Source organism: Paenibacillus sp. LC231, assembly GCF_001860525.1.
GTDB lineage: Bacteria > Bacillota > Bacilli > Paenibacillales > Paenibacillaceae > Paenibacillus_AQ.
In genome coordinates this window covers 56,124-82,091 of sequence record NZ_JFOM01000054.1, presented here as the reverse complement: position 1 = coordinate 82,091, position 25,968 = coordinate 56,124, and the positions used below count along the sequence as shown (strand labels likewise).

Genomic DNA, 25,968 nt, shown 5'->3' with positions numbered 1-25,968 from the left:
AGTCATAATGCGGATGGAGGTTGCATCTACGATGAATCAGGAAGAGAAGGGACCAAGCCCGGACATTCATCCTATAGAAGAACATCAGCTCAGTCAGGTGAAGATTACATTGTCCAACCCCTTAAGATGGGTGAACAGCTATGTGCTGCGGGGGGATGACGGTATGACCATCATCGATCCGGGGCCGCGAACGAGTTCCTCGGAGCAGGAATGGCTGGCGGCGATGGAGCAGCTCGGGTTCGAGTTCAGCGACATCGCTTCGATCGTGCTGACCCATCATCACCCGGATCACTATGGGCTTGCCGGGTGGTTTCAGGAGCGTTCGGGCGCCAAGGTGTGGATGTCAGAGCGGGCGCATCGGGAAGCGATGCTCATGTGGGGAACGGATTCCGCGATGGATCACGAACTCCCGGCGTTCTTCCGGCAGCATGGCATGCCGGAAACCAAGCTTGCCCTGCTGCCGGAGCATCTGAACGGCTTCTTCCCCCAAGTTACGCCGCAGCCGGAGATCTCGTTTATCAGCGAGGATCTGCCGTTCCGGATGGGCAGCCGGATATGGGTCCCGGTGCAAACGGCCGGCCATGCTCCGGGACATCTGTCGTTCTTCCATGCAGACAGCGGCGTTCTGCTATGCGGCGATGCCGTGCTGCCGCAAATCTCGCCCAACGTGAGCCTGCTGCCCGGCAGCGATGCCGAGCCGCTGGCACTATTCCTCGCAGGGCTGCGCCGCCTGCGGGAACTGCATGTCCGGACGGCGTACCCCGGACACCGCCACCCGTTCACGCATTTCCGTGAACGGATCGAGACGCTCCTCCTCCATCACGAGGAGCGCCTGACTACCATCGCCGGCATGCTGAGCACTGCCGGTCGCCTAACCGCCTTCGAGGTCTGCACCGCCCTCTTCGGCGAGAAGCTCGGCATCCACCAGCTCCGCTTCGCCATGTGCGAAGCGCTGGCCCATCTCGCCGAGCTGACCCGCCGTGGAGAAGCCGAGGAGATCGAAAACGAGGATGGAATGCGCTATTTTTCTGTACGGAAACAGCCGCATTCCTGATATAATCAAGACATAAATAAAACCGTCTGCTTGTACGTTGACTTCCATCATGCGTAGAATAGGCGGTTTTTTGTTTAATAGATTCAGAGGGCTGCATTGTGGAGCATCTCTTGATCAGATGCAGTCGGATAGTCTGCCCGAACAGCCGCTGCGATCAGGATGCTTGGCAAGTGGCGCTACGGCTTTTTTATAGAAGAGAAGGCCGGTAATACCTAAGATGGGGGGCCTTCCCTCATTAGAGTCAGAGTTTCTCACTACCCCGCATATAGTTGATGTACCTTGCTGTTTAAGTAAGGCATTCCCTCAAGGCATTTTTCTTAATCACTCGTCATCATGATCCACTCCACCATATTCGTATCGAAGCGTTCCCTTGGTTCCGCCATTTTCATGTTATAGGATTCGTATCTCATAAAGCCCCTTAAAGGAGAATCTGTCATGAAGAAAAAAGATGTGGTCGCTATGCTGCTCGCAGGAGGTCAAGGTAAACGGCTGAAGGGCCTCACGAAGACGCTCGCCAAGCCGGCTGTTTATTTTGGGGGTACATACCGGATCATTGATTTTCCGCTGAGCAACTGCTCCCATTCGGGAATCGATACGGTTGGGGTACTAACCCAGTATGAACCTCTGGTTCTGCATTCTTACATTGGCGTAGGAAGCGATTGGGACATGGACCGGTTGAATGGAGGCGTATTCGTGCTTCCGCCCCATGAACGGGAGGACGGGACGACCTGGTACCGCGGGACGGCGGATGCGATTTATCGGAATCTTAAGTTTATTGATCAGTACGATCCCGAGCACGTTTTGATTTTGTCGGGAGATCACATCTATAAGATGGATTATGACCGTATGCTGACTTATCACAAGGAGAAGGATGCCGATTGCACCATCTCCGTCATCGAGGTGAGCCTGGACGAAGCGAAGCGGTTCGGCATGGTGAATACGGATGAGAACTGCCGGATTTTCGAGTTCGAGGAGAAGCCTGCGCATCCGAAGAGTACGACGGCATCCATGGGCGTTTATCTGTTTCGCTGGAAGCTGCTGCGATCCTATTTACTGCGGAATGCGGAGCATCCGGATACGAGCCATGATTTTGGCAAAGACATTCTGCCGAGCATGCTGACGGACGGCAAAACGCTGTACGCTTATCCGTTCGAAGGGTACTGGAAGGACGTCGGCACCATCGAGAGTCTCTGGGAAGCCAATATGGATCTGCTCTGCGAGCAGCCCAAGCTGGACTTGAACGATCCGTTGTGGCGCATTTACACCCGGAACCCGAATCAGCCGGCAGAGTATATTTCTCCAACCGGCGTCGTCCGGAACAGCATGATTAACGAGGGCTGCACTGTGTGCGGCGAGGTAGAACATTCGATCCTCTTTTATGGCGTGGAGGTAGGGGAAGGCAGTGTCATTACCGATTCCGTCATTATGCCCAAGGTGCGCATCGGCAGCCATGTACGCATACACCGGGCGATTATCACTGAGGACATGGTCATTCAAGATCATGCCGTCATTGGTCCGCCTCCTGAAGATCCATCCCGGATTGTGCTTGTAAGCGGTCAAGATGAAGACGTCCTGAAGCTGCTTCAATCGTCGTCTTCGTCCCATAATAATCAAGGTTAGGACGGGATTCGCAGATGAGAGAACTCATGGGTATTATTAATTTGGAGCATGAACGGGATGTATTGAGTGAATTGACGTATTACCGGTGCGGGGCCGCTGTGCCTTTTGCGGGGAGGTACCGCCTGATCGACTTCGTGATGTCCAATATGATGCATGCGGGCATCGAGGATATTGCGCTGTTTGTTCGCAGGAAATACCGGTCCCTGATGGATCATCTGGGCGAAGGCAGGCCTTGGGATATGCATCGCAAGCGGGGCGGCCTGTTCATACTTCCGCCGGATTGGAACGATGAAGCCGATGTGTCCGCCGGCGAGCTGCGGCATATTTATAACAATCTCGATTTTTTTGAGCGGGGATCCGCGAAGCATATCGTGCATTCCGGCAGCCAGCATATAAGCACCGTCGATTTGAATGAGGTATACGAATACCATTTGGAGCAGGGCGCCGACGTGACGCTTGTTTATACAAAAGTGACTGCACCACGGGAAGAGCACCGTTCGTGTGTTCGCCTCGATGTCGATGAGGACGGCATGGTCAAGGATATTCATTACGATCACAAGCATGATGCGGTATACATGGAGGTGTTTGTGATGGAGAAAGCGCGGTTTCTGGAGATGGCCGACCACTGCATCGCCCATGGGGGCAGCCATTTCTTCCGGGACGCGATCATGCGTAACCGGCACAAGCTGAACATTGCGGGATATGAATACCTCGGCTATCATGCGGTGATCAATTCGCTTGAGAGCTATTATCGTACCAGTATGAACCTGCTGAATCCTAAAACGTATAACAGCTTGTTTCGTAAGCAGGCGGTCCACACCAAGATCAAGTATGAGGTTCCCGCTAAATATTTGAATTCGGCCGATGTGAGCAACGCACTGGTGGCCAATGGCTGCCAGATCGACGGGGAAGTAAAGAATAGCATTCTGTTTCGCGGAGTACAGGTAAAACGAGGCGCAAGCATCCATAACTCCATCATCATGCAAAAATGCGTCATTGGCGAGAATGTGAGGCTGGAGAACGTCATACTCGATAAAGATGTAATGATCTCGCGGGATCATAAGCTTCAAGGGGATTTTCGCAAACCTTTTGTCATCGCCAAGGACATCTCGATTTGATCACAAAATAATTCGAATCCGTCAGGAGGAACTTTCTTTTGTTTAACAACAAGGAAACATTCAAGCAGGTCTTTACGGAGCAGTTGGTGAGTCGGTTGGGGAAGGGACTTGAGGAAGCGACAGCTGAGGATGTTTACAAAACACTCGGCGGCATGATCCGGGAGTATGTTGGACGGGAATGGGCGGCCGCCAATCGGATATACCGGGAGACCGGGCAGAAGCAGGTATATTATTTCTCGCTAGAATTTTTGATCGGGCGGTTAATGGGAAACAATCTGCTGAACCTGGGTGTGCTGGATATGGTCCGCAGCGGCCTTTTGGACCTCGGGTGGAATTTGGATGAGATTGAGGAGCAGGAACCGGATGCAGGACTCGGCAACGGGGGGCTCGGACGTCTAGCGGCATGTTTTCTCGATTCGTTGGCATCACTAAGCTATGCAGGCCACGGGTGCGGAATCCGGTATAAGTACGGATTGTTTGAACAGAAGATTATTGATGGCCACCAAGTCGAGCTGCCGGACAACTGGCTTCAGCGGGGCAACGTCTGGGAAGAACGGCGGGCTGACAAGGCGGTGGAAGTGCGCTTTTGGGGCCGCGTGGAGGTGGATGTACAGGAGGGGCGAACCGTGTTTCACACGATGGGTTATGAGCGGGTTCTGGCGGTACCTTACGACGTTCCAGTGATCGGGTACGGTGAGGGGCAGGTGAACACGCTGCGATTGTGGAGCGCCGAGTCCGCTTCGGATATATCCCGAATCCGTTCGGCTCATCATCACAACAGCTATTATAAATTTTTGGAATATAACCGTTCGGTCGAATCGATATCGGAGTTTTTGTACCCGGATGATTCGGCTTACGAAGGCAAGCTTCTCCGGCTGAAGCAGCAGTACTTTCTCTGTTCCGCGGGCGTTCAGAGCATTCTCAGGACGTTCGACAAGCTGGGACGGTCCTATCATGAGCTGCCCGAGCATGTGGCCATTCATATCAATGATACGCATCCGACCTTGGTGATTCCGGAGCTGATGCGGATTCTTATTGACGATAAGGGTTTCGGTTGGGAGGAAGCCTGGGACATCACGAGCCGGACCGTTTCCTACACAAACCACACGCTGCTTAGCGAAGCTTTGGAGAAATGGCCGGCCGGCATGGTTCGTGAGCTGCTGCCGCGCATTTACATGATAATCGAAGAGATCAATAAGCGGTTCTGCGGCATGCTGCTGGAACGCTATCCTGGCGACCATGAGCGCATATCGAAGCTTGCCATCATTGAAAGCGACCAGATCCGCATGGCCAATCTGGCAATTGTGGGCAGCTATCATGTAAACGGCGTGGCGGGGCTGCACACGGAACTGCTTAAGACACAGGTCATGAAACCGCATTATGAGCTGTATCCGGAGCGATTCAGCAACAAAACCAACGGGATTACCCACCGGCGCTGGTTGATGCACAGCAACCCCGGCCTGAGTCAATTGATATGCGATGGTATCGGCGATTCATGGATCACGGATCCGCACCAATTAATTCAGCTCAAGGGGCTGAAGACCGATTCCGCCTTTCAGCAGGGGATTCAGCGGATCAAACGGAACAATAAAGAACGGCTTGCAGATTACATCGCGAATAAGCAAGGGATTGTGATTAATCCCGATTCCATATTCGATGTTCACGTGAAGCGGCTGCACGGCTATAAACGGCAATTGCTGAATATATTACGGGTGATGCACGCGTATAACGAGATTAAGGATCAGCCAAGCGCGGATCGCGTTCCCCGTACCGTCATTTTTGGGGCGAAGGCAGCGCCGGGTTATTATCTGGCCAAAAGCATCATCAAACTCATTAATGTCGTTGCCGAAGTCGTGAATAAGGATCCGCAGGTCAATGACAAACTCCAGGTGCTGTTCCTGGAGAACTATTCGGTGTCTCTGGCGGAGAAGATTATCCCCGCAGCCGATCTGAGCGAGCAAATTTCCACGGCTGGCAAGGAGGCATCCGGCACGGGAAACATGAAGTTCATGTTGAACGGCGCTTTGACCATCGGCACGCTGGATGGGGCTAATGTGGAGATGTTCGAGCTGCTTGGCCATGAGAATATGTTCCTGTTTGGATTGAAGCTGGAGGAAGTGCTTGAGTATTACAGGACGGGAGCTTATGTATCCAGGGAGCGGTATGAGCAGGATCCCAGAATCGCCCGTGTGCTGAATCAGTTAATATCTTCAGGATCTTTCTGCTGTCACGAGTTGGAGTTTGGTCAGATTCTCCAGTCCCTGCTTGATCATAACGATGAGTTTTTTGTATTAGCGGACTTTGCCAGTTATGTGGCAACCCAGTCGGAGATCGATCGTGCTTATTTGAATACCGGAGCCTGGACCGAGAAATCGATAATAAATATGGCCCACTCCGGACATTTCTCCAGCGATAACACGATTCACCGTTATGCATCCGACATCTGGAATGTTTCTCCTGTTATGGTTGGTGCGAACCGGTAATCTATCTCTATCATATTCTTAAAAAAAAAGAACCCCGCCATAGGCTTGGCGGGGTTTCCATAGGTGCTCTATTGGAATGTTCTTCATCATATCATATGATGGATCTTTTCAAAAATGACTAGATAGATTTACCGATTTACGTGATTGGACAGCCCGTTTTTTCATAGGTGAGAGGAGGTTCTTATTATAGAAGAAACTCATTGTTCCGGCCCGTAAAGAGGTATGCTTTCTATCTGCATTCGTCTATAATTCTTTGAAATTACCTACTCTCGGCTTGGATAGCTCCCGTCCGGTGAGCTGTTTCCTGCTGGTAGGCAGAAAAAAAGAAGATTCGCATGTTGAGCGAATCTTCTTTTTATGAGGCGTTTTATTCTTTTGGAAGCTCTTCGGTTGTGCCGTACAACTCGATCTCACGCTCCGCTTGCTTGCGATGGGCGATCCGGCTGCTGGCGGCTGCGGCAACCGCGCCGACGATATCGTCGAGGAAGGTATGTACACGGCCGCTTGATTTATCATTCAATTGCTCAAGAATGCCGGGTTTAAGCTTGTCGATATACCCGTAGTTGGTGAAGCCGATGCTTCCATATACGTTAACGATGGAAAATGCCAGGACTTCATCCACGCCGTATAACCCTTCGTCATTGGCCAGCATTTCTTGAAGCGGGGATATGAGATTGCCTTCCTCCGCCAAAATATCTAGTTGAATTCCGGTTAATACGGCGTTTTGGACTTCGCGTTTGCTGAGTACGGCATCCACGTTCTCCATGCACTCGTCCATGGTCAAATTCGGGTAGTATTTATTCTGAAGGATCATCACCAGTTCCGCGATTTCCTCCAACTTGATTCCACGCTTATGCAGCAGGCTCCGTGTCGCATCCGCTACCTTCTTGCTGTTCAGACTGTATGGAATGTTTGAATCGTTTTCTGCCATGATGGAACTCACCTCATTTTCGTGGTTGATGAAGATGCATACGACGATTGTACTTTTTCCACCCCCCTTTGTCCAGAAAGGGCAAAACTGAGAGTTATTTTTTTGGAAAGGGCTCGTATACATAGGAGTACAACCTGTACAAAAAAATGTTAGGGAGGAACAATACATGAAACGTAGTAAACGTAATCTTCGCAGGCTTTCCGCCGCCGGGCTGCTTGCTGTTCCGATCGTGTTGTCCGGCTGCGGCGTATTTTCCGGGAAGCAATCGGAGGCGATTGACCCGCCGCCTGCACAAGTGGAGAAGCAGATGCTGAACACGGCCGGATCCACAGCGGCACAAGGTGACATTGGCACGCAGACAACGGTTTATCTTTCGGATGCGCGGGGAATGCTGGCACCTGTAACCTTGGGTATTCCGAAGGTAGAAGGTGCAAGCGCCGTGAAAGAATCTCTTGAAGTGCTTGTGAACGGAGGCCGCTATGCTGGCTATGTTCCACAGGGTTTCCAGGCGGTATTGCCTGCAGGTACGCAGATCCATAATGTGACGGTCGATCCGGAGAGCAAATTGGCCGTTGTTGAATTCAATAAATCGTTTACGGAATATCAAGCGGCAGATGAACGAAGAATCTTGGAGGCGTTGACGTGGACGCTGACGGGACATGAAGGGATCGAATCGATGCAGGTATGGGTGGATGGAGTCAAACTAACGGAAATGCCGGTCAATCACACGCCGCTGGACCGTCCGCTTTCACGAGCAATGGGGATCAACCTTCAAAAGGCGGATGACGCATTGTACACTTCCTCTTCGCCGGTTACCGTCTATTTCTCTTCAGTGACGCCAGACGGCATTCAGTATTATGTACCTGTTACCAGACTTGTTCCGACTGGACAGGATGCGGTTAAGGCTGCTTTGAACGAACTGATCCGGGGGCCGCATTACGGTGATGGGCTTGTCGAGGTCATCCCGGACGATACCACCGTTGCATCGGTCGAAAAAGGAGAGGACGGCGCTGTTACCGTATCACTTCAGGACAGCATGTTTGAGCAGGGAGAGCAGGTTCCAACCGAGCTGCTGCAGGCCGTCGTGCTAACCGTAGCCGAGAATTCGGATGATGCGAAGGTCAAAATTCGAATGAACGATCTCTCCGAGGTGGTTGGAACGGATAGCCGTAATTACAGCGAGCCTGTCAGCCGTCCGGAGTTCATTAACGAAATTTCGATCTGACCCTTCACGGCCATCTTTGAAATATGCGCCGGAAAAGGTGCTTTTGTGCCTGCACTTTGGTAGAATAGGGAATGCTAATCAGGATTGCGATAAGAAGTAGGAGGCAGAAAACATGAGATCTAACGGACGTAAGAGCGATGAGCTTCGACCGATGAATTTATCGACCCATGTGAATAAATATGCGGAAGGCTCCGTGTACATCGAGATGGGAGACACCAAGGTGCTGATTACGGCGACCGTGGATGAGAAGGTTCCCCCGTTTCTGAAAGGACAAGGAAAGGGCTGGGTGACGGCTGAGTACTCCATGCTGCCGCGCGCAACACAATCCCGCAACCAACGGGAAGCCAATCGCGGTAAACTCAGTGGCCGGACGATGGAAATTCAGCGGCTGATCGGCAGAGCGCTTAGGTCTGTTGTGAATCTGCATGCTCTTGGCGAGCGGACAATTACGCTGGACTGCGATGTAATCCAGGCGGATGGCGGAACGCGGACCACCTCCATTACAGGAGCATTTGTAGCTTTAGCCATAGCGGTAAATAAAATTGCAGAACAACATAAACTGGCGGTATTTCCGATTACGGACTACCTGGCCTCCATTAGCGTGGGCATTGCAGGCGGACAGGCGCTGCTGGATCTGAATTATGAAGAGGATTCCAAAGCGAAGGTGGACATGAATCTGGTCATGACCGGAAGCGGCAAATTCGTTGAGGTTCAGGGAACCGGCGAAGAAAGCCCGTTTTCTCGTGAGGAGCTGGATCAGATCCTGAAGCTTGGGGAACAGGGAATCCGCGAGCTGATTGAACGTCAGCAAGAGGCACTTGGCCCCATTGCAGCTAAAATCGGTTCCGTGAATGCGAGTACTGGAGTATAATCCCATGACATTGACACTCGGAGACACGCTAGTCGTAGCTACCCGCAATCAGGGCAAAGTCAAGGAATTTGCGCATGCTTTTGCTGCTTTCGGTACGGAGGTCAAGAGCATGTACGATTACCCTGATCTGCCGGATGTCGTTGAGGATGGAGCCACATTCGCAGCCAATGCATTTAAAAAAGCCAAGGCGGTTGGCGACGCACTGGGATTGCCTGTTCTGGCCGATGATTCGGGATTGTGCGTGGATGCGCTGAATGGCGCGCCCGGCGTTTATTCCGCCAGGTATGCCGGCGAGCACGGCGCGGATGAGGACAACAACGAGAAGCTGCTCGGTGAGCTGGAACAATTAAGGCTCGGTGAGGATACGGAGCAGCCCTTGCTGAGTCCGGCCCGATTTGTCTGTGTGCTGGTGCTGTATGATCCGGTCTCGGGAGAAAAGCTTGAGGCTGAAGGGAGTGTTGAAGGCTGGATCACGTCGGATCCGTCCGGAAAAGGCGGGTTTGGATATGATCCGCTGTTCTACCTGCCAAGCCATGAGAAGACGATGGCCGAGCTTTCCCTAGAGGAGAAGCAGGAGATCAGCCATCGGGGCAAAGCGCTGCGCAAACTTGTAGCGGACCTGCAGGCACGATAATTGAATAGTAATACTATAAAAAGAAACCATACCGGCTATTGCGGGTATGGTTTCTTTGATTTTTCGTAAACAATAAGAACTTAACGTATGGATACGTTATACTCTTTGAGCCAGAAATGCACCTGGGCCAGGTAGGCGAACAGCTGCGGACCGGACATCAATTGACCGAACCAAGGGAGATTGGAGGAAGCATCCGGCGAAGAAGCCAATTCCCGGATCCGTGCCGTATCGATGAGCGGAAGCAGCGGCGAAGAAGGATCGTCCAGAATGGACAGCACCTGCGCTTTGACGGCTGCCAGATAGTTCGGATTGTGAGTTTTGGGATACGGGCTTTTTTTACGGTACAGGACATCGTCGGGAAGCACACCTTCAAGGGCTTTGCGCAGAATGCCTTTTTCACGGTCGCCTGTCGTTTTGATGCTCCAAGGAATATTCCACACATAATCGATCAGGCGATGATCGGTATAGGGAACGCGGACCTCCAGCCCAACGCCCATGCTCATCCGGTCCTTGCGATCGAGGAGCGTTGGCATGAAGCGGGTGATATTGAGATAGGACATGACCCGCATTTTGGCCTGCTGCCCGGTCTCCCCGTCCAGCTTCGGCACTTCGGCTACCGCATCGGCATAACGGTCTCCGAGGTATTCCAGCGGTTTGATCCAGTCCCGAATCTCGTCAGACAGCAGCCCGGCTCTCATATCCGGGGCGACAGACCATGGGAAAGTACCGGAATTCAGCATTTCTTCCCGGTGAAACCAAGGGTAACCGCCGAATATTTCATCAGCGGCTTCACCGGATATGGCGACGGTCGCGCCTTTTTTAATCTCACGGCAGAAGAGGAGAAGGGAGGCGTCCACGTCCGCCATGCCCGGGAGGTCCCGCTTCTGAGTGGAGACATCCAGCGCTTCGACCAGTTCGGGCGTGTCGAATTCAATCCAATGGTGGTCCGTGCCCAGCTCCTCGTGCATCCGTTTGATCCATGGCGCATCCGCGCCCGGCTGGAAGGAATGGGATTTAAAATGTTTGTTGTTGTCCACATAATCGACGGAGTAGGTGTGCACTTGTCCTTGGCCCGTCCGTTTGTAGTAATCGACGGCGAGCGAGGAGAGCGCACTGGAATCAAGACCGCCGGATAACAGGGAGCAGACCGGTACATCGGATACCAGCTGACGTTCAACGGTGTCCCGCAGAAGATCGCGTAAGTAGCTTGCCGTCTGATCCGCATCATCCTCATGGGGCTTGCTTTCCAGCTTCCAGTAGGTATACTTGCGCAATCCTTCCCGGTTAAAGATCATCGCCATTCCAGGGCGAAGCTCTGCGATATCCTTGTAGACACCATGTCCCGGGGTTCGCGCCGGACCGATGATAAACACTTCCGCAAGCCCCTCGGACCCGACCACAGGCTCCACCTTCGGATGCTGAAGCAATGCTTTCGGTTCCGATCCGAATACGAGCGTTCCGTCAATGTAACTGTAGAACAGGGGCTTTACCCCCACCCGGTCCCTAGCCAAAAATACTTGTTCCCGCACGCTGTCCCAAATCGCGAATGCAAATATGCCATTGAGGCGTTCCAGACAATCGGGACCCCATTCGACATAAGAGACTAACAAAACTTCCGTGTCGCATTTGGTATTGAAACGATGACCGCGTCGTACCAATTCGTCTTTAAGCTCCGCAGCATTATATAATTCCCCGTTATATACAATGGCATAGACTTCCTCTTCCCGATGAATGATCATCGGCTGAGCGCCATTCTCGGGGTCGATCACGCTGAGTCTTCGGTGACCGAATGCGCACGGGTTGGAAATCCAGGTGCCGGATCCGTCAGGTCCGCGGTGAGCCAAACTTTCTGTCATTTTTACCAGCAGCTGCGAATCCTGCGTCAAATCGCCGCTCCATTGTATAAAACCGGTTATTCCGCACATGACGGTTCATCCTCTCTTTGTCTTTGTCATACGCTGTCCCATCTTTTTAATCCTACGTCGCCAAAGTGATACAGATATATGCCGAAGGAAGGCATAAAATGTCTGTCCTTTTACGAAAACTAAGAAAGAGGACGAATATCAAAGAGAAGGAGAGATGCGTCCATGAATAAGTCGACCTACTACGTTTCCGTCCAGAGCCGCTCCGTGTTGACCGAACAGGGAGCGAGCGCTTATGAATGGGAGATCGAAGCAACGCCGGAAGAGGCGGACCAAGTTCGGATTGAGCTGGACATGATGCAGGAGAAGGACGAAGAAATGACGGGGTACTTGTTTCCTTGGCCGGATACGCCGCAACAAAGCACCAATGCCCTGTTTCAATCCTCCTTGGACAAGGTGTATCGAACCATTTATCAATTGGGCACACCAGCCACGCGCCAGCAAATGGAAGAGCTGCGATTGCTCTCCGACTGACTGAAAACTATACGGATCGTGCAGTCCCTGCACATCGCGATGAAGGAGAATGTATGATGTATGCAATCAGAGATGCAAAAATCCGGCGGATTACGGAAGTGAATGGCGTTCCTTGCGCTGAGGTTGAGGTCTACCCCGCAGCGGAAGGAGAAAGTGCATTGCTGGCTTATCTGACGCCATCTTCCCCGCTGGGAGGTTATGAGCTGGTGAAAATCGTCCGCAGCAACGCCAGCATGGAGGTGGATTGGTTCGACAACAGCATGCATGATGCATTTGTCGATGCCACGGACGAAGCGTTCGAGAGCACCGTTCAATCCACCGCGGAGGAAGATCGGGATGCATTCAAGCAGCAGCTGCTTTCTACAGGCCAGCTATATGAGCAGCTGAACCAGCGGCTCAGCGAAGGCCCCCAATATTTTTAGAGATATAAAAAAGAAAGAAGAGATCTGTCCGATGCTCATCGGCAGATCTCTTTTTGTATGCGTAAGGGGAATGCCGCCATACCAGCATTCCCCATTCTAAAAAACTCAGTTCTGTCCATGCTTTCGAATGATATCCTCGTCCAGCTCCATAAAAGGCCATCCCGGATATTCAACAGGCAGACGGCTTACTTCATCCAGTTGAGAAAGTTCGGCTTCATTCAGAATCAAACCGCTCGCTCCCAAATTATCTTGCAGTTGGTCAGTACGCTTAGCACCGACGATAACTGTGGTGACCGCTTGTTGATGAAGGAGCCACGCAAGCGCAATTTGGGCGACAGTTGCCTCATGAGCTTGCGCGATATCTTGAAGCACGTCAAGAATCGGGTACACCCGCTCCGTATCAATCGGCGGAAAAGCCAATTTGGCATGGCGGTCCTCGGAGCTTCCCCGATGTTCACGAGTATATTTTCCGGTCAAGAACCCGCCAGCTAACGGGCTCCAGACGATCAAACCCATTTGCTGATCCTTTAGGGCAGGGATAATTTCTCTTTCGATATCCCTTGCGGCGAGTGAATAATACGATTGGCTGCTTTTGAATGCATGAAGACCGTGCATAGTGGAGATGCCGCGCGTTTTCATGATTTCCCAACCGGTCATATTGGAATTGCCAATGTACCGGACTTTTCCGCTTCGGACAAGGTCATCCAGTGCACGGAGCGTTTCCTCCCAATCGGTTAATTGATCCGGGTTATGAATTTGATATAGATCGATATAATCGGTGTTCAGGCGTTTAAGGCTTTCTTCCACCTGACGAATGATGTGCAGCCGCGACAGTCCAATATCGTTGGGGCCCGGACCCGTGCGCGCACGAACCTTCGTAGCAATCAGCGCTTGATGTCGCTTGGATTTCAGTGTTTTACCAAGAATCTCTTCAGAGCGGCCTTCGGCGTAGGCATTGGCTGTATCAAAGAAATTGACACCCGCATCCAAGGCCTGATCTACAAGATATCCTGCTTCCTTATCATCCAGCGTGCCGAACATTCCCCACTTCGCTCCTCCGCCAAACGTCATCGTGCCGAGCCCGATCTCTGATACCAGCACACCTGTATTACCGAGTAAATTGTATTTCATCTCTTTCCAGCCTCCTATGATTTGGTTTACACTAAGGCAGACGCTGGTCAGTTGGAATGGACGCAAAAATCAATCGAATTATTTTTGGAAAATGCCGGGGGTGAGCTTTTAGATGGATGCAGTCGCCATTTGGACGGAGTACCATGAGCCTGTTAAAAGGTTTGTCATGACTAGGATTCGTGAGCGCGCTGATGTGGATGATATTGTACAGAATGTATTTATGAAGGTCCACACCCATATCTCAGATTTAAAGGATGAGGAGAAACGGGGCTCCTGGATATTTCAAATAGCTCGCAACAGCATCGTGGATCATTACAGGAAGACTCGTTCAGGTGAAGAGCTGCCGGAACAGCTGTCTGTTGTCGATGAATATGCAGAGATTGATTATGATCAGGAAGTGATTGCCTGTTTTCAGTCCGTGCTGCCATGCTTGCCTGATAAATATCGGGAAGCTCTTGAATTGACCGAATATAGAGGGATGTCGCAAAAGGAATTAAGCGAGCATTTGGGAATATCCTACTCCGGCGCTAAATCAAGAGTACAGCGCGGGAGAGAGATGATGAAAGAGCTGCTGACGGGCTGCTGTCATATCGAATCGGATGCATACGGGAACATCGTGGATTTTCGAATCGTGTACGATGAGCCGCAGCCGGTAAGAAAAAAGGCCAAAAAATAAAGCTTGGTGCGTTCACCAAGCTTTTTATTATGATGTATCACAATATAGGACAAAGGAGTTTTACGCAGTTCTGCAAAAGATGTCGATAAAAGATAGGATTCTTGTCGATTCCGATTTCGCTTCAGTAGGGAGTATGGACCACGCGGGACTCTTGATTATGAAAGAGATGCAAATAGGGCTTTTCCTCTATATGATTACTGAAGAATCCTCCCTATAATGTTGGATTAGCGTCACTTCTAACATATTAGACAAGGGGAGATTGAAATTGGGTAGATGGAATAAACATATGGTTAAGCTGTGGGGAGCGGGAATCCTGGCATTGTCGATTACATTGGGCTCTGTCCAAGTGCCGGTATACGCGGATACCGTGCAGAGCGTAACGGTTCTAGAGTCCACGCATGAGCTGGTGAACGGCAAGATGCGCGTGACAGCGGATATTCGCAACGGAGGAACCGGTGCGGAAGCGGGATTCTATGTCGTGGGTTATGATGAAAACGGTAAAGCGCTTGAGGTTGTCGGTGATTCCGAATATATGATGAGTGATGAAATCGGTACATATGAGGTGGATCTGGATAGCGGCAGCAGCGTTAAGCGGGTGGAAGTCATTCCTGCAGGACTGGCCGGCGATCAAGCACAGCTGCTGGCTTCAGGTTACTATACGAATAACGGCGTGATTAACGTGTCGGGTGTCGTGCAGAATTCTACGGTCGGGCATAACGTGGGCATGCTCGCGGTAGGTTATGATGCATCCGGTAAAGCGGTTGAAGTGACATCGGCGGACAGCTACCTTGGCGGCAGTGATGTCGGTACGTTCATCGTACAGCTGAAGGCAGCCAAACTGATCAAAAGCGTAAAGGTATCTGTTATCGATCCGGTTGAAGATGCCGTTAAGCTGCTTCAAACGGGCAGCCGCCTGGAGAACGGAAGGCTTGTCGTGACCGGCTCGATTCAGAACCGGAATAAAGGCGGGCAAGCGGGAGTCATTGTTGTCGGCAGCAACGGTAGCGGCAAGGTTTTGGAAGTCAATACAACCTCGGGATACCTTTCATCTAACGAAATCGCGACTTTCCAGGCTGAGCTGGAAGCTGGCAAAGCGGTCAGCGATCTCAAGGTGTTCCTGACGGGAAACAGTCAGACTCCGAAAATCATAGCCGAGGGCAGAACAACGATCAACAATAAGCTTGTCGTTACGATCGGTGTGGAGAACGGGGATGTGTCCCAACGAATTACCGTGAAATCAACGGCGTATGATGCAAAGGGACGCTCTTTGGGGACGGATACGGATTCCATGTTCATGACGGCCAATGAAACGACGACCCTGCGCATTGATTACGATACACGAGTAACAAGCGTAAAGCTTAAATATTATGATCAGTCCGGCAAACAAATCGGAGAAGCGCCGATTCGCATCAAAATCAACGGCCAACTCCAATCCTATGCACAGTCACCGGTCATGGTAGGGGGAAGTGTTCTTGTCCCAATGCGACCGATCTTCGAATCCCTCGATGCCTCGGTCAAATGGGATCAAAAGACGCAAAGCGTCTCTTCCAGCAAAGGATCTACCCAGATCAAGCTGAAGATGGGCTCCAAGCAAGCGGTCGTTAACGGAAAAAATGTAGCACTGGATTCGGCGCCGCGGATGGTAAAAGGCACCGCGATGGTGCCGCTGCGTTTCGTGGCATCCGCGCTGGGCTGTGAAGTAAAGTGGGACGGCAATGAAAAAATGGTGCTGATTACAACGAAATAACACGAGAAGGACCATGCGGTTAAGCGCATGGCACAACACCAAATAACACAAGAAGGACCATGCAATTAAGCGCATGGTCCTTTTTAAATATGATCAGTAAGCGTACTCCCTCAGCACTTGAATGCCCATGATCACATTATAAACAAAAGCCCCGAAGTAGATGATGCCGAACAGGATCAGGTATCCAATGACGGAACCGAAGGACCCTGAGGTTACGGCCATGTAGATTAAAGGGATCGCAGCGATAATGGGGAACAGGTGCGAGAACAGGGCGCGACGGGCGTGCTTGGCTACATAGGCGTCCGGGGAGAAAATCCAGACGATGACAGGAAGGATGAAGGGGGCAAAGAAGATGCTGAAATACGATAAAGAGGATAAAAGCTGTCTCATGATATCACGCTCCTGAAGTCATTTTCATGATATTCATATTACCCAGTAAGCCCGCTCCTGATTCTGTTCCGAACCATTCTGAAAAAAAGTTCTTTGAAAAATACGAAAGATGCGATATAATATACTTCGTTACTGTTTAAAAGATTTTCATACATATTTGTCCCAGTAGCTCAGCTGGATAGAGCAACGGCCTTCTAAGCCGTCGGTCAGGGGTTCGAATCCCTTCTGGGACGTAAAAAGAGACACCGTCAAATGACGGTGTCTTCTTTTTACGTCCCGTGAGGATGAGAACCCCAAAAAGGGGTTCGTCGGAGGATAAGCTTCGTTAGGATTACATCGCAGTCGGCCTGAAGGGCCGTACCCCGACTGGGACGAGAACGTCCCGTGAGGGTGATGAACCCCCAATGGGGTTACGCCTGCGCATAAGCTTCGTTAGGATTACTACGCAGTCGGCCTGGAAGGCCGTATCCCGACTGGGACGAGAACGTCCCGTGAGGGTGATGAACCCCAAAGTTGGCAAATACATCGGGAGCGAATATAGCTTATGTTTTGAGAAGTGTCTGACATCCTAGCGGTTTCGTCTTATAATAGAAGAAAAAAGTATTTTACGATACATATTGAGGAGGCGTCGAGCATGCAGCTTACGAAAATCTCACAGAATACCGCCATTTTATTGGAGCATGCCAAAAAATCGGGGCTAACTACCTCCGAGCTGCTGGAGGCTGTGCGCTCGGGTGAGGTCGAGAGATTCCAGGTCGCGAACAATGGTCATTTTCACTATGAGGAATTGTTCTCTTATGCAAAAGAACATGGGGAAGATTTAGAGAAGGCCGTTAGCGAGGGGTACAAAATTACGTTTAATACCCGCAACGGGTTGAAGATCTGGCTGGAGGAAGCCTTCCACATCAGTTCAGAATCCGATTTTAGTGTAGATGAAGGCATTATTGAGGGGCTGAAGCTCCAGGAGGAGCAGGTCGCTCGCTTGAAGGAAGCGCTGGCCGTCAACTGGACCCTGCAGGAAGAGCCTGCAGCAGATGCCGTCCAGATCAGATTGACCGTCAGAGGATTGCAATAATATATGATAGCCACCGTACGTATTCAACATGAATCGTACGGTGGCTTTTTAGTACACCGTCATTCGTTAAACTCGTTAGAGGGAGATTTACATCCGGCTGGGCGTGGGCAGTCCCAGTACATCCAGTGCTTCTCCAAGAGTGTTTTTAAATAAGGAAGTGAGCCATACACGGAACCGGAGCACTTCATCCGCCGATTTCAGAATTGGGCATGCCGAGTAAAAATTGTTGAACAAGGAGCACAGCTCATAAGTAAAGTTGCAGACGGCGCTTGGAGATAGATCCCGGCCGGCGGCATACAGGGTATCGTGCCAGGTGCTGATATGGCGAAGGAGCGCATGCTCCGCTTTTTCCATGTCAGGGAACCGGGCAGGCACCGACGGCGAAACACCCGCTTCTTGCGCTTTATTGAGCACGCTGAGTGCACGCGCGTAGGAGTAGAGCAGGTATACCCCCGTATTTCCTGATATTTCAGTGGCCTGCTTCAGATCGAACACCACCTCGGTTTGCAGTGCAAAGCGAAGCAGATAGTAACGGATGGAGGCGGCTGCGATCGTATGACTGGACAAACCGTTTTTATCGGAACGGGCGTCTTCGATGACCTTGGCTACTTGATGGATAAGCTCGGTGATTTTAATTCCGATCCCCTGACGTCCGGACATCGCGTAGGATGCTTTCCCGTCGGAAGTATCGATGCCGAGATCCGAAGCGGCAGAAGGGCTTAACGAAACGACGCCGTAGCTGACATGACGGAGCTTGTCGGCCTCTTTATGGAATCCCAGGCTTTCCAGCGCCTGCTTCACCATCGCCTGCGGGTACTGCTGCCTGTAATCAATGACGTTGATGACCATGTCTGCTTTGCCAAAAGAGAGCTGCTCGCCATGAGTGCTCGTCGTCCAAACCTCCTTTGTGAATTTTTTATATACAAAATCGTTGGAGAGCACACCGTATTTCCACAGGTGATAGGCGATGTCTTTGGCGGTGTAAGTCAGGATGCCATTGGAGCGCACGAGCACTTTATCCATGCTGTGGTCTGACTCCGGATCGTCAACGGCTTCCGTTCCTGTTTGCTTGAGCACCCAGCAGCCTGCAAGTTTGCCCTCGGTTTCCTGATGGAAGAGCGGCGTGTTCTTCAACAGCTCGAAAGCGGATGCCCAGAACCCCTCTCTGACAATGCTGCTCTCCCACACAAGCAGATCATAGTCAATGCCGAACTGCTTCATTTCTTCAAGATGCTCTTTGACAATTCTCTCGGCAACGAGCAGTCCGATCCAGGACAGATTCTGGTTACCCTCTTCCAATGCGTGCAGAACCTCGGTCCGATGCTGGACCAGCCCGGGCTCCCTTTCGTAGGCCTTATTGGTACTTGAATACACGTCCCAGCAGTAATCGCCGAACCGGGCATGTTCCTTTGACAGCGGCGTGTGGAGCATCCCGACCACCGTATCTGCCAGTTGATTGCCAAGGTCGTCGATATAATTATGAACCTCCACCTCGTAACCAAGCTTCCTCATCAGCCTGACCAGCGTATCGCCGATACAGGAGTTTCTTAGATGGCCGATATGGGCGGATTTGTTCGGATTGATGGAAGTATGCTCAATGACAATCTTCTCGTTCGTTGCCGGAGGCAATTCAAAACAATGTCCAGCCCAATATTCCCAATCGATACGCAGATTCATAAAACCTGGGGCAACAATCTCCGTGGCATAGACAAGCTGTTTATAGGTCGGATCCTGCTCAAGCTCGGCTTGAATCAGCACGGCAATATGCAGCGGAGCTTTACGAAGCAGCTTCGCAAGCTGCATCGCAATGTTGGTGGCATAGTCCCCATGCTCCATGCTGGCAGGCTGCTCAATCCGGATTGGAGTAGAATCGGGCAGTTGGACGCCCATATCTTCACACACTTGGTTTACAGCTTGTTGAAGGCTCGAAGTAATCAAATGACTTAACACGTTAAATCCCCCTTTGAAAAATAAACAAAACACGTCAGAAAAATCAAAAAAGCCCTCATCTCCTAAAGAGACGAGGACTTGTGCTCGCGGTACCACTCTTGTTGTTAAACCACAGAGGGTTTAACCACCTTGATACGATAACGGTGTAAGCCGGGGCTTCCTACAATATTTCATTTCGGAAGACCATCTCCTGGGTCCGTTTCACTGCCGACTTTGTACCGGTTTCCACCCTCCCGGCTCGCTTGGACTAAAGTCAAGTGCAGTTACTCTCCCAATCAACGAAAATCACATGTTCAAGTTTTTCATATTATTAACCATTCTATTTAGAAAATCAACCCTGAAATTCTGAAACCTTCTCTGCAAAGACTCGCAGGCGCTTGTAATCTGCATAAAATGCATCCTCACGCCAGAGCGTCGCCCGGGCAGCTTGGCTGATACGGGCAATGGCTTCGTCCTTCTCTTCAGCCGAGAATCCAGCAAAGAAACGATCTCCAAAATGCAGCAGCCAATACTTCACGCCATCCTTGCCCTCAGGCAGCTTCGTGGGACGGTCGAAGTGATGGGCGATATGCACCCGGAACCCATGGGATTCAAGCAAGGTCGTATATTGGCCCAAGCTGGGAAAATACCACGGATTTCGGGTGTCGGCATCCATTCCATAATGGTCGGCGAATACCGTTTTCAAAGCTTGGTAAATTCCGTCGATATTCCCCTTGCCTCCAAACTCCGCTACGAATCGGCCACCGGGCTTGAGTGCGCCATAGACGGAGCGTACCACACCACAAGCATCCCTCATCCAATGCAGGGCGGCATTGGAGAAGACGGCATCATACGGCGATTCGGTGTCGAAGTTCTCGCCGTCTCCGGTCAGAAACGTAAGCCCGGGGTATTTGCTTTTGGCGCGCTCAATCATCTCGGCCGAATCATCCATGCCGGTTACATGTGCACCCGAAGCAGATATTTCATTTGCCAAATCACCGGTTCCACAGCCGAGATCAAGAATCCGTTCTCCGGGTTGGGGTGCAAGAAGCTCTACTACGCTTTTTCCATAAGCCGAGACAAACGATAACTGCCGATCATAATCGTGCGCTTTCCATACTTGCTCTGACATAACAACAACTCCCTCACCCATGAATTATCCTCATTGTGACATGTTTATCTTATAATTAGAAATATATAAATGTGATAATATTGATAGGTTTTAACAATAAATGAACGAACAAAAAGCCGCTGAGCAGCGGTTTTATGTAGAACCTTATTTAACGGCAACCAGAAGAGCGCCAACGGCAATGAGTGCAACGCCGGCTGCGTTAATCCAGGATATCTTTTCTCCAAGAAACACAAAAGCCAGAATGACCGCGATGACAACGCTCAATTTATCGATAGGTCCTACCTGCGATACTTTGCCGTATTTTAGCGCAAGAAAATAAAACAGCCAGGACAATGCCCCAGCAATGCCGCTGAGCACAATGAAGCTTAAGGCTTTCTTCTGAACCAGAATGTCACCGAGTTCCGAGAATTTGCCCTGAACCCCCACGACTCCCAGCAGAAACAGGGCCATAATGACAGAGCGGATCGCCGTTGCCGAATTGGCATCGATGTTTTGCAGGCCTATTTTTCCGAAAATGGCGACAAGAGCCGCCGTGACCGCCGACAGCAATGCATATATAAGCCATAACGGCATGTTGTTCTCTCCTTCCTGACAAAGATAAAGTCTCTGATTAATGTACCGAATTCCACTATAATAGTATAGAGCAATTTACACGTTATCATGAATATCGATGAGATCGAATGATTTGGAAGGGACTGGATGAAGTGGTGTTACATATAGCGCCTTATACAGAAGAGTATCATGATCGGCTGGTGGAAATATGGCTTCGTGCCGTATCCCAAACGCATGATTTCCTGACGGAGGAAGATATCCGGTTTTATTATGAGATGATGCAAAATGGAGCGCTGAGAGCCGTAGAGATCTGGGTCTGCTTGAATACCGAACAGGAACCGATTGGATTTATGGGGCTGGAAGGGGCCAAAATCGAAATGCTGTTTGTGGATCCCCTCCATCACGGCTTAGGCACGGGAACGAAGCTGATCCGGCATGCCGAACAGCTCAAGGGGCGGAGGCTGCAAGTCGATGTGAATGAACAGAACCCCATGGCCCATGCTTTTTATAAAAAATACGGCTTCGTGCAAATCGGCCGCTCCGAGCTGGACGGCTCCGGAAAGCCGTTTCCGCTTATTCACATGGAATTACAGTAGGTTATGGATCACTATTTTACATTATCGAATTTATAAGTTTCCAGCGCAGCTGAACCCAATCGATAATGCAAGTAAAACATCCTTTACACGCGGTCTGTCTTCTGTGGACTTACGTCGATAGACGTTTTTCCTATACACACCGAAGAAGAAAGAGGTGCATCTAAACTGGAGGAATCCATGAAATTTTTTCCGAGTAATCTGTCGTTTCGTTATCCGTGGCGCTCCTATCAGAAAAGGGTGCTTCACGGGCTGGAGCATCATCTGAAGAATCGGCATCTGCATTTGGTGGCGCCGCCGGGTTCGGGGAAGACCGTTCTTGGACTGGAAATCATGCTGCGCATTAACCGGCCGACGATCATCCTGGCCCCCACACTCACCATCAAGCAGCAATGGGCGAGCCGGTTTGTGGAATTATTCCTAGACGATCAAGAACAGCCCGAATGGATCTCCACCTCGCTCAAGCGACCGGCATTGGTAACGATAACGACCTATCAAGCCCTTCATAGCCTGCTTAGTAATGCTGGGGAGCAAACCTCTGTTAGGAGGAAAGGCACGGCGGAGATAGAACATGCGCATCAGCTTGAAGATGAGCACAACAGGGATCCCGAAATGGCCATGGAAGCTTCTGAGGCGGAGGTGATGGAAAGCGCTAGCGAGGAAGATATCACGAACGGTACCGAGGCTCAAGAAACCTTGGAGTTGTTGAAGCAACGGGGTTATCATACAGTCATTTTTGACGAGGCGCATCATCTCCGGATGTCTTGGTGGCAAAGTGCTATGCAGCTGTGCGAAATGCTGGGCCAGCCGACGAAGATTGCCCTTACTGCCACACCGCCATATGATGTTAATCCAAGGGAATGGCAGAGGTATATCGAGCTTTGCGGTCCCATCGACGAAGAGATTAGCGTCCCGGAGCTGGTCTGTCATGGTGAGTTGTGCCCGCATCAGGATTACATAAGTTTAACCACCCCTACTCAAGAGGAGGCAGCTAAACTCCGGGAGTTTCGGCTGCAGGCAGCCCAGGTTAAGGACGAACTGATCCGGGATAAGTTCCTGGCGGATTTGATTGTCAATCATCCTTGGATTACGCAATCCGAAACGTATACCGAAGAAATATTATCCTCGCCCGAGTATTACTCCAGCATGGTGCTTTATCTGCGTGCCGCCAATCAGCCCATCTGGAAGGAAGCGGTGAAGCTGCTCGGAATGAAGGAGAAGGAAACGCCCGATTTTTCGGAAGAGTGGTTGGAGGAACTCCTTAGCGGCATGCTGTATAAGGATCCGCATATGGATCGTGAGCTGCCGGAGTTAAAGGGCTTGCAGAAGAGGCTCAGCCGAATGGGCATGATTGAACGCCGGAGGGTTTATATGCGTTCTACGCCGGCATTTGACAAAATGCTGGTCCAGAGCGTTTCGAAATTGCACGGCATCGGCCGTATTCTTGATTTCGAGCGTTCCATGCTGGGGGAAAACTTGCGGATGGTGATTTTGACCGATTATATCCGTAAAGAGGACCTGCCGAAGGATGCAGCTGACGAGAAGCCGCTTCATCGGCTTGGCGTTGTCCCCATTTTCGAGTTAATCAGAAGGCAGCTGGCTGAGAAAAACAGTTCGCACAGCGAGCATGAGTTGCCTATCGGAATTCTGACCGGCTCCTTTGTTGTGCTACCGGCAAAGGCTGTGCCTTTAGCCAGGGTTTGTGCCGTTCGGCGAGGTCTTCACTTATCGGAGCGCCCGCTTGCTCACGACAGCCGCTATATAACGATTGATGTTCGTGATGCGAATCGCTCGGCTATCGTCGCAATCATAACGGAAGTGTTTTCGGAGGGAGAAATCCGGGTGCTGGTTGGTACGGCGGCTCTTCTGGGTGAGGGGTGGGATGCCCCCGGAATCAATTCCTTGGTCATGGCATCATATGTAGGTTCGTTCATGCTGTCCAACCAGATGAGAGGGCGGGCGATTCGGGCGCAGCGCGGGAATCCCGATAAAACCGGAGCGATCTGGCATCTGGCCTGCATAGATACAGCCAAGAGCGGCGGCGGCGAAGATTTGGGCTCGCTTGCCCGCAGATTTCGATCTCTCGTAGGTTTATCGATCTCGCACCAGACCATTGAGTCGGGCTTGGAGCGCATGGGCCTTGATCTTCGGAAAAGGCATACCGCAGACAGCATTAACGATTATAACCGCGACACATTGGAGCGTTCGAAGCAGCGGCATCTTCTGAAGGGGCGTTGGGATTCGGCGATTGCCCTTCACAGCTCCATGACGGAAGAACTGACGGCGGATCGAGAGAGCATCCCTAGGCCTGTCGTGTTTTCTCATACGGTGAAAGCCGTACTCCTGTTCGCCGTTGGTCTGGGATTGGGCGCCTTCAGCGAGACGTTAACGTCTCCGCGTTTGTTCCAATCGGACGCGCCGGCCTGGTTCAATTTACTCATCCCGGTTGCCGTTGCCTTACTCGTATCAAGTCCATGGGTATATAAAGCCATCAAAATGCTGGCGCGGCATCAGTCGCTGGAGCGTAGTATCCGTGAGGTTGGTCTCGTCGTTTATACGGCCCTGTTTGATATGAAGCTGGTCGAATCTGTGCCAAGCATTCACCGATTGAAAGCGGAGGAAGTGGGGGGAACCGTCACGTGTTGGCTGAGGGACGGAACCACTCAGGAAAAAACACTCTTTTTGGATTCGCTGCAGCAGGTACTGGACCCGATCGATAACCCGCGATATCTTATTTACCGTGAGTCGCGAAGCTGGTTTGTGAAGAAACGGGATTACCATGCCGTGCCGGAGGAAATCGGTCGCCGCAAAGAACACGCGGAACGGTTTGCCCAGCTGTGGCGCAAGCATATCGGCCCTGCCGAACTGGTCTATACTCGCACGCCCGAAGGAAGGAAAATACTTCTGACCGCGCGAGCGAGAGCATTGTCTTCCATTTTCGTGAAGAAATCGGAGCGGGTCAGTGCTTGGCGGTAGGACAGGGCTGTTCGCAGAAGCTTATTGAGCAAGTGGCGGGTATGCGTTGCTTTAACGGACACAGGGTCCGTTATTTGCTGGGAAAACGCTCTTACAGGTTTGGTAACGGACCTGAAGTCCGTTATTTAGGAAAAATGAGGGTAATTTGCCTATGAAATAGCGAAATAACGGCTGTGGTGTCCGTTAAATTCTAAATTAGGCCGTTTTCTCAGAAATAACGAACCTACGGTCCGTTAGAGTCTGTGTTCTGTGTGGGGTGTTTTAGGATCGACTTTGGGGTTCATATCCCCTTAGACACAAAAGCACCACCCCATGGGGCGGTGCCTGTTTACGTCCCGGAAGGGATACAGCCCTTCAGGCCGACTGCGAAGCCACCCTAAGAGCAAGTGGCGGGTATGCATTGCTTTAACGGACACAGGGTCCGTTATTTGCGGGGAAAACGCTCTTACAGGTTTGGTAACGGACCTGAAGTCCGTTATTTAGGAAAAATGAGGGTAATTTGCCTATGAAATAGCGAAATAACGGCTGTGGTGTCCGTTAAATTCTAAATTGGGCCGTTTTATCAGAAATAACGAACCTACGGTCCGTTAGAGTCTGTGTTCTGTGTGGGATGTTTTAGTAACTGCTATCGAGTTCATATGCCCAGTGTGACCCAGAAGGGATGCGGCCTTTTAGGCCGACTGCGAAGTATTCCTCCCGAAGCGTAGGCTCCGACGAACCCCCTTGTGGGGTTCTCATCCTTGTGAACGCAAAAACACCGCCCTTAAGAGACGGTGTCTTCTTTTACGTCCCAGAAGGGATGCGGCCCTTCGGGCCGACTGCGAAGTATTCCTCCCGAAGCGTAGGCTCCGACGAACCCCTATCAGGGGTTCTCATCCTCACGGACACAAAAAAACACCGTCATAAGACGGTGTCTTCTTTTACGTCCCAGAAGGGATTCGAACCCCTGACCGACGGCTTAGAAGGCCGTTGCTCTATCCAGCTGAGCTACTGGGACATAGAAATTTTTCAAG

The 25,968-nt window shown here is 51.1% G+C and carries 21 protein-coding genes, 2 tRNA genes and 1 other annotated feature; of the genes, 15 read left to right on the top strand and 8 right to left on the bottom strand.

What is annotated here, in order from left to right:
* Nucleotides 1-31: 31 nt before the first annotated feature.
* The 4 genes from AK95_RS29355 (at nt 32) to AK95_RS29340 (ending at nt 6,275) form a co-directional block, all read left to right on the top strand.
* Nucleotides 32-1,054 carry an MBL fold metallo-hydrolase gene (locus AK95_RS29355; RefSeq protein WP_071223456.1) on the top strand — a complete coding sequence of 341 codons (1,023 nt, stop codon included), beginning with the start codon at nt 32-34 and terminating at the stop codon, nt 1,052-1,054.
* A gap of 435 nt (nt 1,055-1,489) precedes the next feature.
* Nucleotides 1,490-2,674: a glucose-1-phosphate adenylyltransferase gene (locus AK95_RS29350; protein ID WP_071223455.1), complete on the top strand. Its 1,185-nt coding sequence runs from the start codon at nt 1,490-1,492 to the stop codon at nt 2,672-2,674.
* 14 nt (nt 2,675-2,688) lie between these two features.
* Complete coding sequence (glgD, locus tag AK95_RS29345; RefSeq protein ID WP_071223454.1) at nt 2,689-3,792, top strand: glucose-1-phosphate adenylyltransferase subunit GlgD; 1,104 nt, start codon at nt 2,689-2,691, stop codon at nt 3,790-3,792.
* 38 nt (nt 3,793-3,830) lie between these two features.
* A complete protein-coding gene (locus AK95_RS29340; protein WP_071223453.1) occupies nt 3,831-6,275 on the top strand; it encodes a glycogen/starch/alpha-glucan phosphorylase in 2,445 nt (814 codons plus the stop codon).
* Nucleotides 6,276-6,642: 367 nt separating this feature from the next.
* Here AK95_RS29340 and AK95_RS29335 read toward each other — a convergent pair whose 3' ends face one another.
* A complete protein-coding gene (locus AK95_RS29335; RefSeq protein ID WP_071223452.1) occupies nt 6,643-7,206 on the bottom strand; it encodes a phosphatidylglycerophosphatase A family protein in 564 nt (187 codons plus the stop codon).
* 166 nt (nt 7,207-7,372) lie between these two features.
* Between AK95_RS29335 and AK95_RS29330 the strand changes: the two genes are divergently transcribed.
* The 3 genes from AK95_RS29330 to AK95_RS29320 all read left to right on the top strand — a co-directional run bounded on the left by AK95_RS29330 (nt 7,373) and on the right by AK95_RS29320 (nt 9,936).
* On the top strand, nt 7,373-8,431 hold the full coding sequence (locus tag AK95_RS29330; RefSeq protein WP_071223451.1) for a GerMN domain-containing protein: 1,059 nt from the start codon (nt 7,373-7,375) through the stop codon (nt 8,429-8,431).
* Between the two features lie 112 nt (nt 8,432-8,543).
* Nucleotides 8,544-9,302 carry a ribonuclease PH gene (rph, locus tag AK95_RS29325; protein ID WP_071223450.1) on the top strand — a complete coding sequence of 253 codons (759 nt, stop codon included), beginning with the start codon at nt 8,544-8,546 and terminating at the stop codon, nt 9,300-9,302.
* 4 nt (nt 9,303-9,306) lie between these two features.
* A complete protein-coding gene (locus AK95_RS29320; protein WP_071223449.1) occupies nt 9,307-9,936 on the top strand; it encodes an XTP/dITP diphosphatase in 630 nt (209 codons plus the stop codon).
* 80 nt (nt 9,937-10,016) lie between these two features.
* On the opposite strand, the gene asnB is transcribed toward AK95_RS29320, so the two are convergent.
* Complete coding sequence (gene asnB, locus AK95_RS29315; RefSeq protein ID WP_071223448.1) at nt 10,017-11,861, bottom strand: asparagine synthase (glutamine-hydrolyzing); 1,845 nt, start codon at nt 11,859-11,861, stop codon at nt 10,017-10,019.
* A 162-nt stretch (nt 11,862-12,023) separates the two neighbouring features.
* Here asnB and AK95_RS29310 point away from each other — a divergent pair, with 162 nt between their 5' ends.
* Together AK95_RS29310 and AK95_RS29305 are read left to right on the top strand one after the other, a co-directional pair.
* Entirely contained in the window at nt 12,024-12,332 is a 309-nt protein-coding gene (locus AK95_RS29310) for a hypothetical protein (RefSeq protein WP_071223447.1), read from the top strand.
* A gap of 56 nt (nt 12,333-12,388) precedes the next feature.
* Nucleotides 12,389-12,754 (top strand): hypothetical protein, encoded by a 366-nt coding sequence (locus AK95_RS29305; protein WP_071223446.1) that lies wholly within the window; start codon nt 12,389-12,391, stop codon nt 12,752-12,754.
* Between the two features lie 105 nt (nt 12,755-12,859).
* Here the strand turns inward: AK95_RS29305 and AK95_RS29300 are convergent, their stop codons facing one another.
* A complete protein-coding gene (locus AK95_RS29300) occupies nt 12,860-13,885 on the bottom strand; it encodes an aldo/keto reductase (RefSeq protein WP_071223445.1) in 1,026 nt (341 codons plus the stop codon).
* 112 nt (nt 13,886-13,997) lie between these two features.
* On the opposite strand from AK95_RS29300, the gene sigZ reads away from it, so the two are divergent.
* Nucleotides 13,998-14,561, top strand: a complete 564-nt coding sequence (gene sigZ / locus AK95_RS29295; RefSeq protein WP_071223444.1) for an RNA polymerase sigma factor SigZ — start codon at nt 13,998-14,000, stop codon at nt 14,559-14,561.
* 265 nt (nt 14,562-14,826) lie between these two features.
* On the top strand, nt 14,827-16,308 hold the full coding sequence (locus AK95_RS29290) for a copper amine oxidase N-terminal domain-containing protein (RefSeq protein WP_071223443.1): 1,482 nt from the start codon (nt 14,827-14,829) through the stop codon (nt 16,306-16,308).
* A gap of 93 nt (nt 16,309-16,401) precedes the next feature.
* On the opposite strand, the gene AK95_RS29285 is transcribed toward AK95_RS29290, so the two are convergent.
* Nucleotides 16,402-16,698 (bottom strand): magnetosome magnetite crystal formation protein family, encoded by a 297-nt coding sequence (locus tag AK95_RS29285; protein ID WP_071223442.1) that lies wholly within the window; start codon nt 16,696-16,698, stop codon nt 16,402-16,404.
* A gap of 159 nt (nt 16,699-16,857) precedes the next feature.
* Between AK95_RS29285 and AK95_RS29280 the strand changes: the two genes are divergently transcribed.
* A tRNA-Arg gene (locus tag AK95_RS29280) sits at nt 16,858-16,931 on the top strand.
* Nucleotides 16,932-17,332: 401 nt separating this feature from the next.
* The gene (locus tag AK95_RS29275; RefSeq protein WP_071223441.1) at nt 17,333-17,773 is read left to right on the top strand and encodes a hypothetical protein; all 441 of its coding nucleotides are present in this window, start codon (nt 17,333-17,335) and stop codon (nt 17,771-17,773) included.
* 87 nt (nt 17,774-17,860) lie between these two features.
* Here the strand turns inward: AK95_RS29275 and AK95_RS29270 are convergent, their stop codons facing one another.
* The 3 genes from AK95_RS29270 to AK95_RS29260 form a co-directional block, all read right to left on the bottom strand.
* Nucleotides 17,861-19,723 carry an arginine--tRNA ligase gene (locus AK95_RS29270; protein ID WP_071223440.1) on the bottom strand — a complete coding sequence of 621 codons (1,863 nt, stop codon included), beginning with the start codon at nt 19,721-19,723 and terminating at the stop codon, nt 17,861-17,863.
* 63 nt (nt 19,724-19,786) lie between these two features.
* Nucleotides 19,787-20,011, bottom strand: a binding site (T-box leader).
* Between the two features lie 43 nt (nt 20,012-20,054).
* The gene (locus AK95_RS29265) at nt 20,055-20,834 is read right to left on the bottom strand and encodes a class I SAM-dependent methyltransferase (protein WP_071223645.1); all 780 of its coding nucleotides are present in this window, start codon (nt 20,832-20,834) and stop codon (nt 20,055-20,057) included.
* A 144-nt stretch (nt 20,835-20,978) separates the two neighbouring features.
* Nucleotides 20,979-21,407: an EamA family transporter gene (locus AK95_RS29260; RefSeq protein ID WP_071223439.1), complete on the bottom strand. Its 429-nt coding sequence runs from the start codon at nt 21,405-21,407 to the stop codon at nt 20,979-20,981.
* Nucleotides 21,408-21,514: 107 nt separating this feature from the next.
* Here AK95_RS29260 and AK95_RS29255 point away from each other — a divergent pair, with 107 nt between their 5' ends.
* The gene (locus AK95_RS29255; protein ID WP_071223438.1) at nt 21,515-21,982 is read left to right on the top strand and encodes an acetyltransferase; all 468 of its coding nucleotides are present in this window, start codon (nt 21,515-21,517) and stop codon (nt 21,980-21,982) included.
* A gap of 177 nt (nt 21,983-22,159) precedes the next feature.
* Entirely contained in the window at nt 22,160-24,955 is a 2,796-nt protein-coding gene (locus AK95_RS29250) for a DEAD/DEAH box helicase family protein (protein WP_071223437.1), read from the top strand.
* Between the two features lie 923 nt (nt 24,956-25,878).
* Here the strand turns inward: AK95_RS29250 and AK95_RS29245 are convergent.
* Nucleotides 25,879-25,952, bottom strand: a tRNA-Arg gene (locus AK95_RS29245).
* Between the last annotated feature and the right edge of the window lie 16 nt (nt 25,953-25,968).

Excerpts from the sequence above, each read along its gene's own strand:
- AK95_RS29355 (WP_071223456.1), top strand. The coding sequence starts at position 32 with ATGAATCAGGAAGAGAAGGGACCAAGCCCGGACATTCATCCTATAGAA.
- AK95_RS29350 (WP_071223455.1), top strand. The coding sequence starts at position 1,490 with ATGAAGAAAAAAGATGTGGTCGCTATGCTGCTCGCAGGAGGTCAAGGT.
- glgD (WP_071223454.1), top strand. The coding sequence starts at position 2,689 with ATGAGAGAACTCATGGGTATTATTAATTTGGAGCATGAACGGGATGTA.
- AK95_RS29335 (WP_071223452.1), bottom strand. The coding sequence starts at position 7,206 with ATGGCAGAAAACGATTCAAACATTCCATACAGTCTGAACAGCAAGAAG.
- AK95_RS29330 (WP_071223451.1), top strand. The coding sequence starts at position 7,373 with ATGAAACGTAGTAAACGTAATCTTCGCAGGCTTTCCGCCGCCGGGCTG.
- rph (WP_071223450.1), top strand. The coding sequence starts at position 8,544 with ATGAGATCTAACGGACGTAAGAGCGATGAGCTTCGACCGATGAATTTA.
- AK95_RS29320 (WP_071223449.1), top strand. The coding sequence starts at position 9,307 with ATGACATTGACACTCGGAGACACGCTAGTCGTAGCTACCCGCAATCAG.
- asnB (WP_071223448.1), bottom strand. The coding sequence starts at position 11,861 with ATGTGCGGAATAACCGGTTTTATACAATGGAGCGGCGATTTGACGCAG.
- AK95_RS29310 (WP_071223447.1), top strand. The coding sequence starts at position 12,024 with ATGAATAAGTCGACCTACTACGTTTCCGTCCAGAGCCGCTCCGTGTTG.
- AK95_RS29305 (WP_071223446.1), top strand. The coding sequence starts at position 12,389 with ATGTATGCAATCAGAGATGCAAAAATCCGGCGGATTACGGAAGTGAAT.
- AK95_RS29300 (WP_071223445.1), bottom strand. The coding sequence starts at position 13,885 with ATGAAATACAATTTACTCGGTAATACAGGTGTGCTGGTATCAGAGATC.
- sigZ (WP_071223444.1), top strand. The coding sequence starts at position 13,998 with ATGGATGCAGTCGCCATTTGGACGGAGTACCATGAGCCTGTTAAAAGG.
- AK95_RS29285 (WP_071223442.1), bottom strand. The coding sequence starts at position 16,698 with ATGAGACAGCTTTTATCCTCTTTATCGTATTTCAGCATCTTCTTTGCC.
- AK95_RS29275 (WP_071223441.1), top strand. The coding sequence starts at position 17,333 with ATGCAGCTTACGAAAATCTCACAGAATACCGCCATTTTATTGGAGCAT.
- AK95_RS29265 (WP_071223645.1), bottom strand. The coding sequence starts at position 20,834 with ATGTCAGAGCAAGTATGGAAAGCGCACGATTATGATCGGCAGTTATCG.
- AK95_RS29260 (WP_071223439.1), bottom strand. The coding sequence starts at position 21,407 with ATGCCGTTATGGCTTATATATGCATTGCTGTCGGCGGTCACGGCGGCT.
- AK95_RS29255 (WP_071223438.1), top strand. The coding sequence starts at position 21,515 with ATGATTTGGAAGGGACTGGATGAAGTGGTGTTACATATAGCGCCTTAT.
- AK95_RS29250 (WP_071223437.1), top strand. The coding sequence starts at position 22,160 with ATGAAATTTTTTCCGAGTAATCTGTCGTTTCGTTATCCGTGGCGCTCC.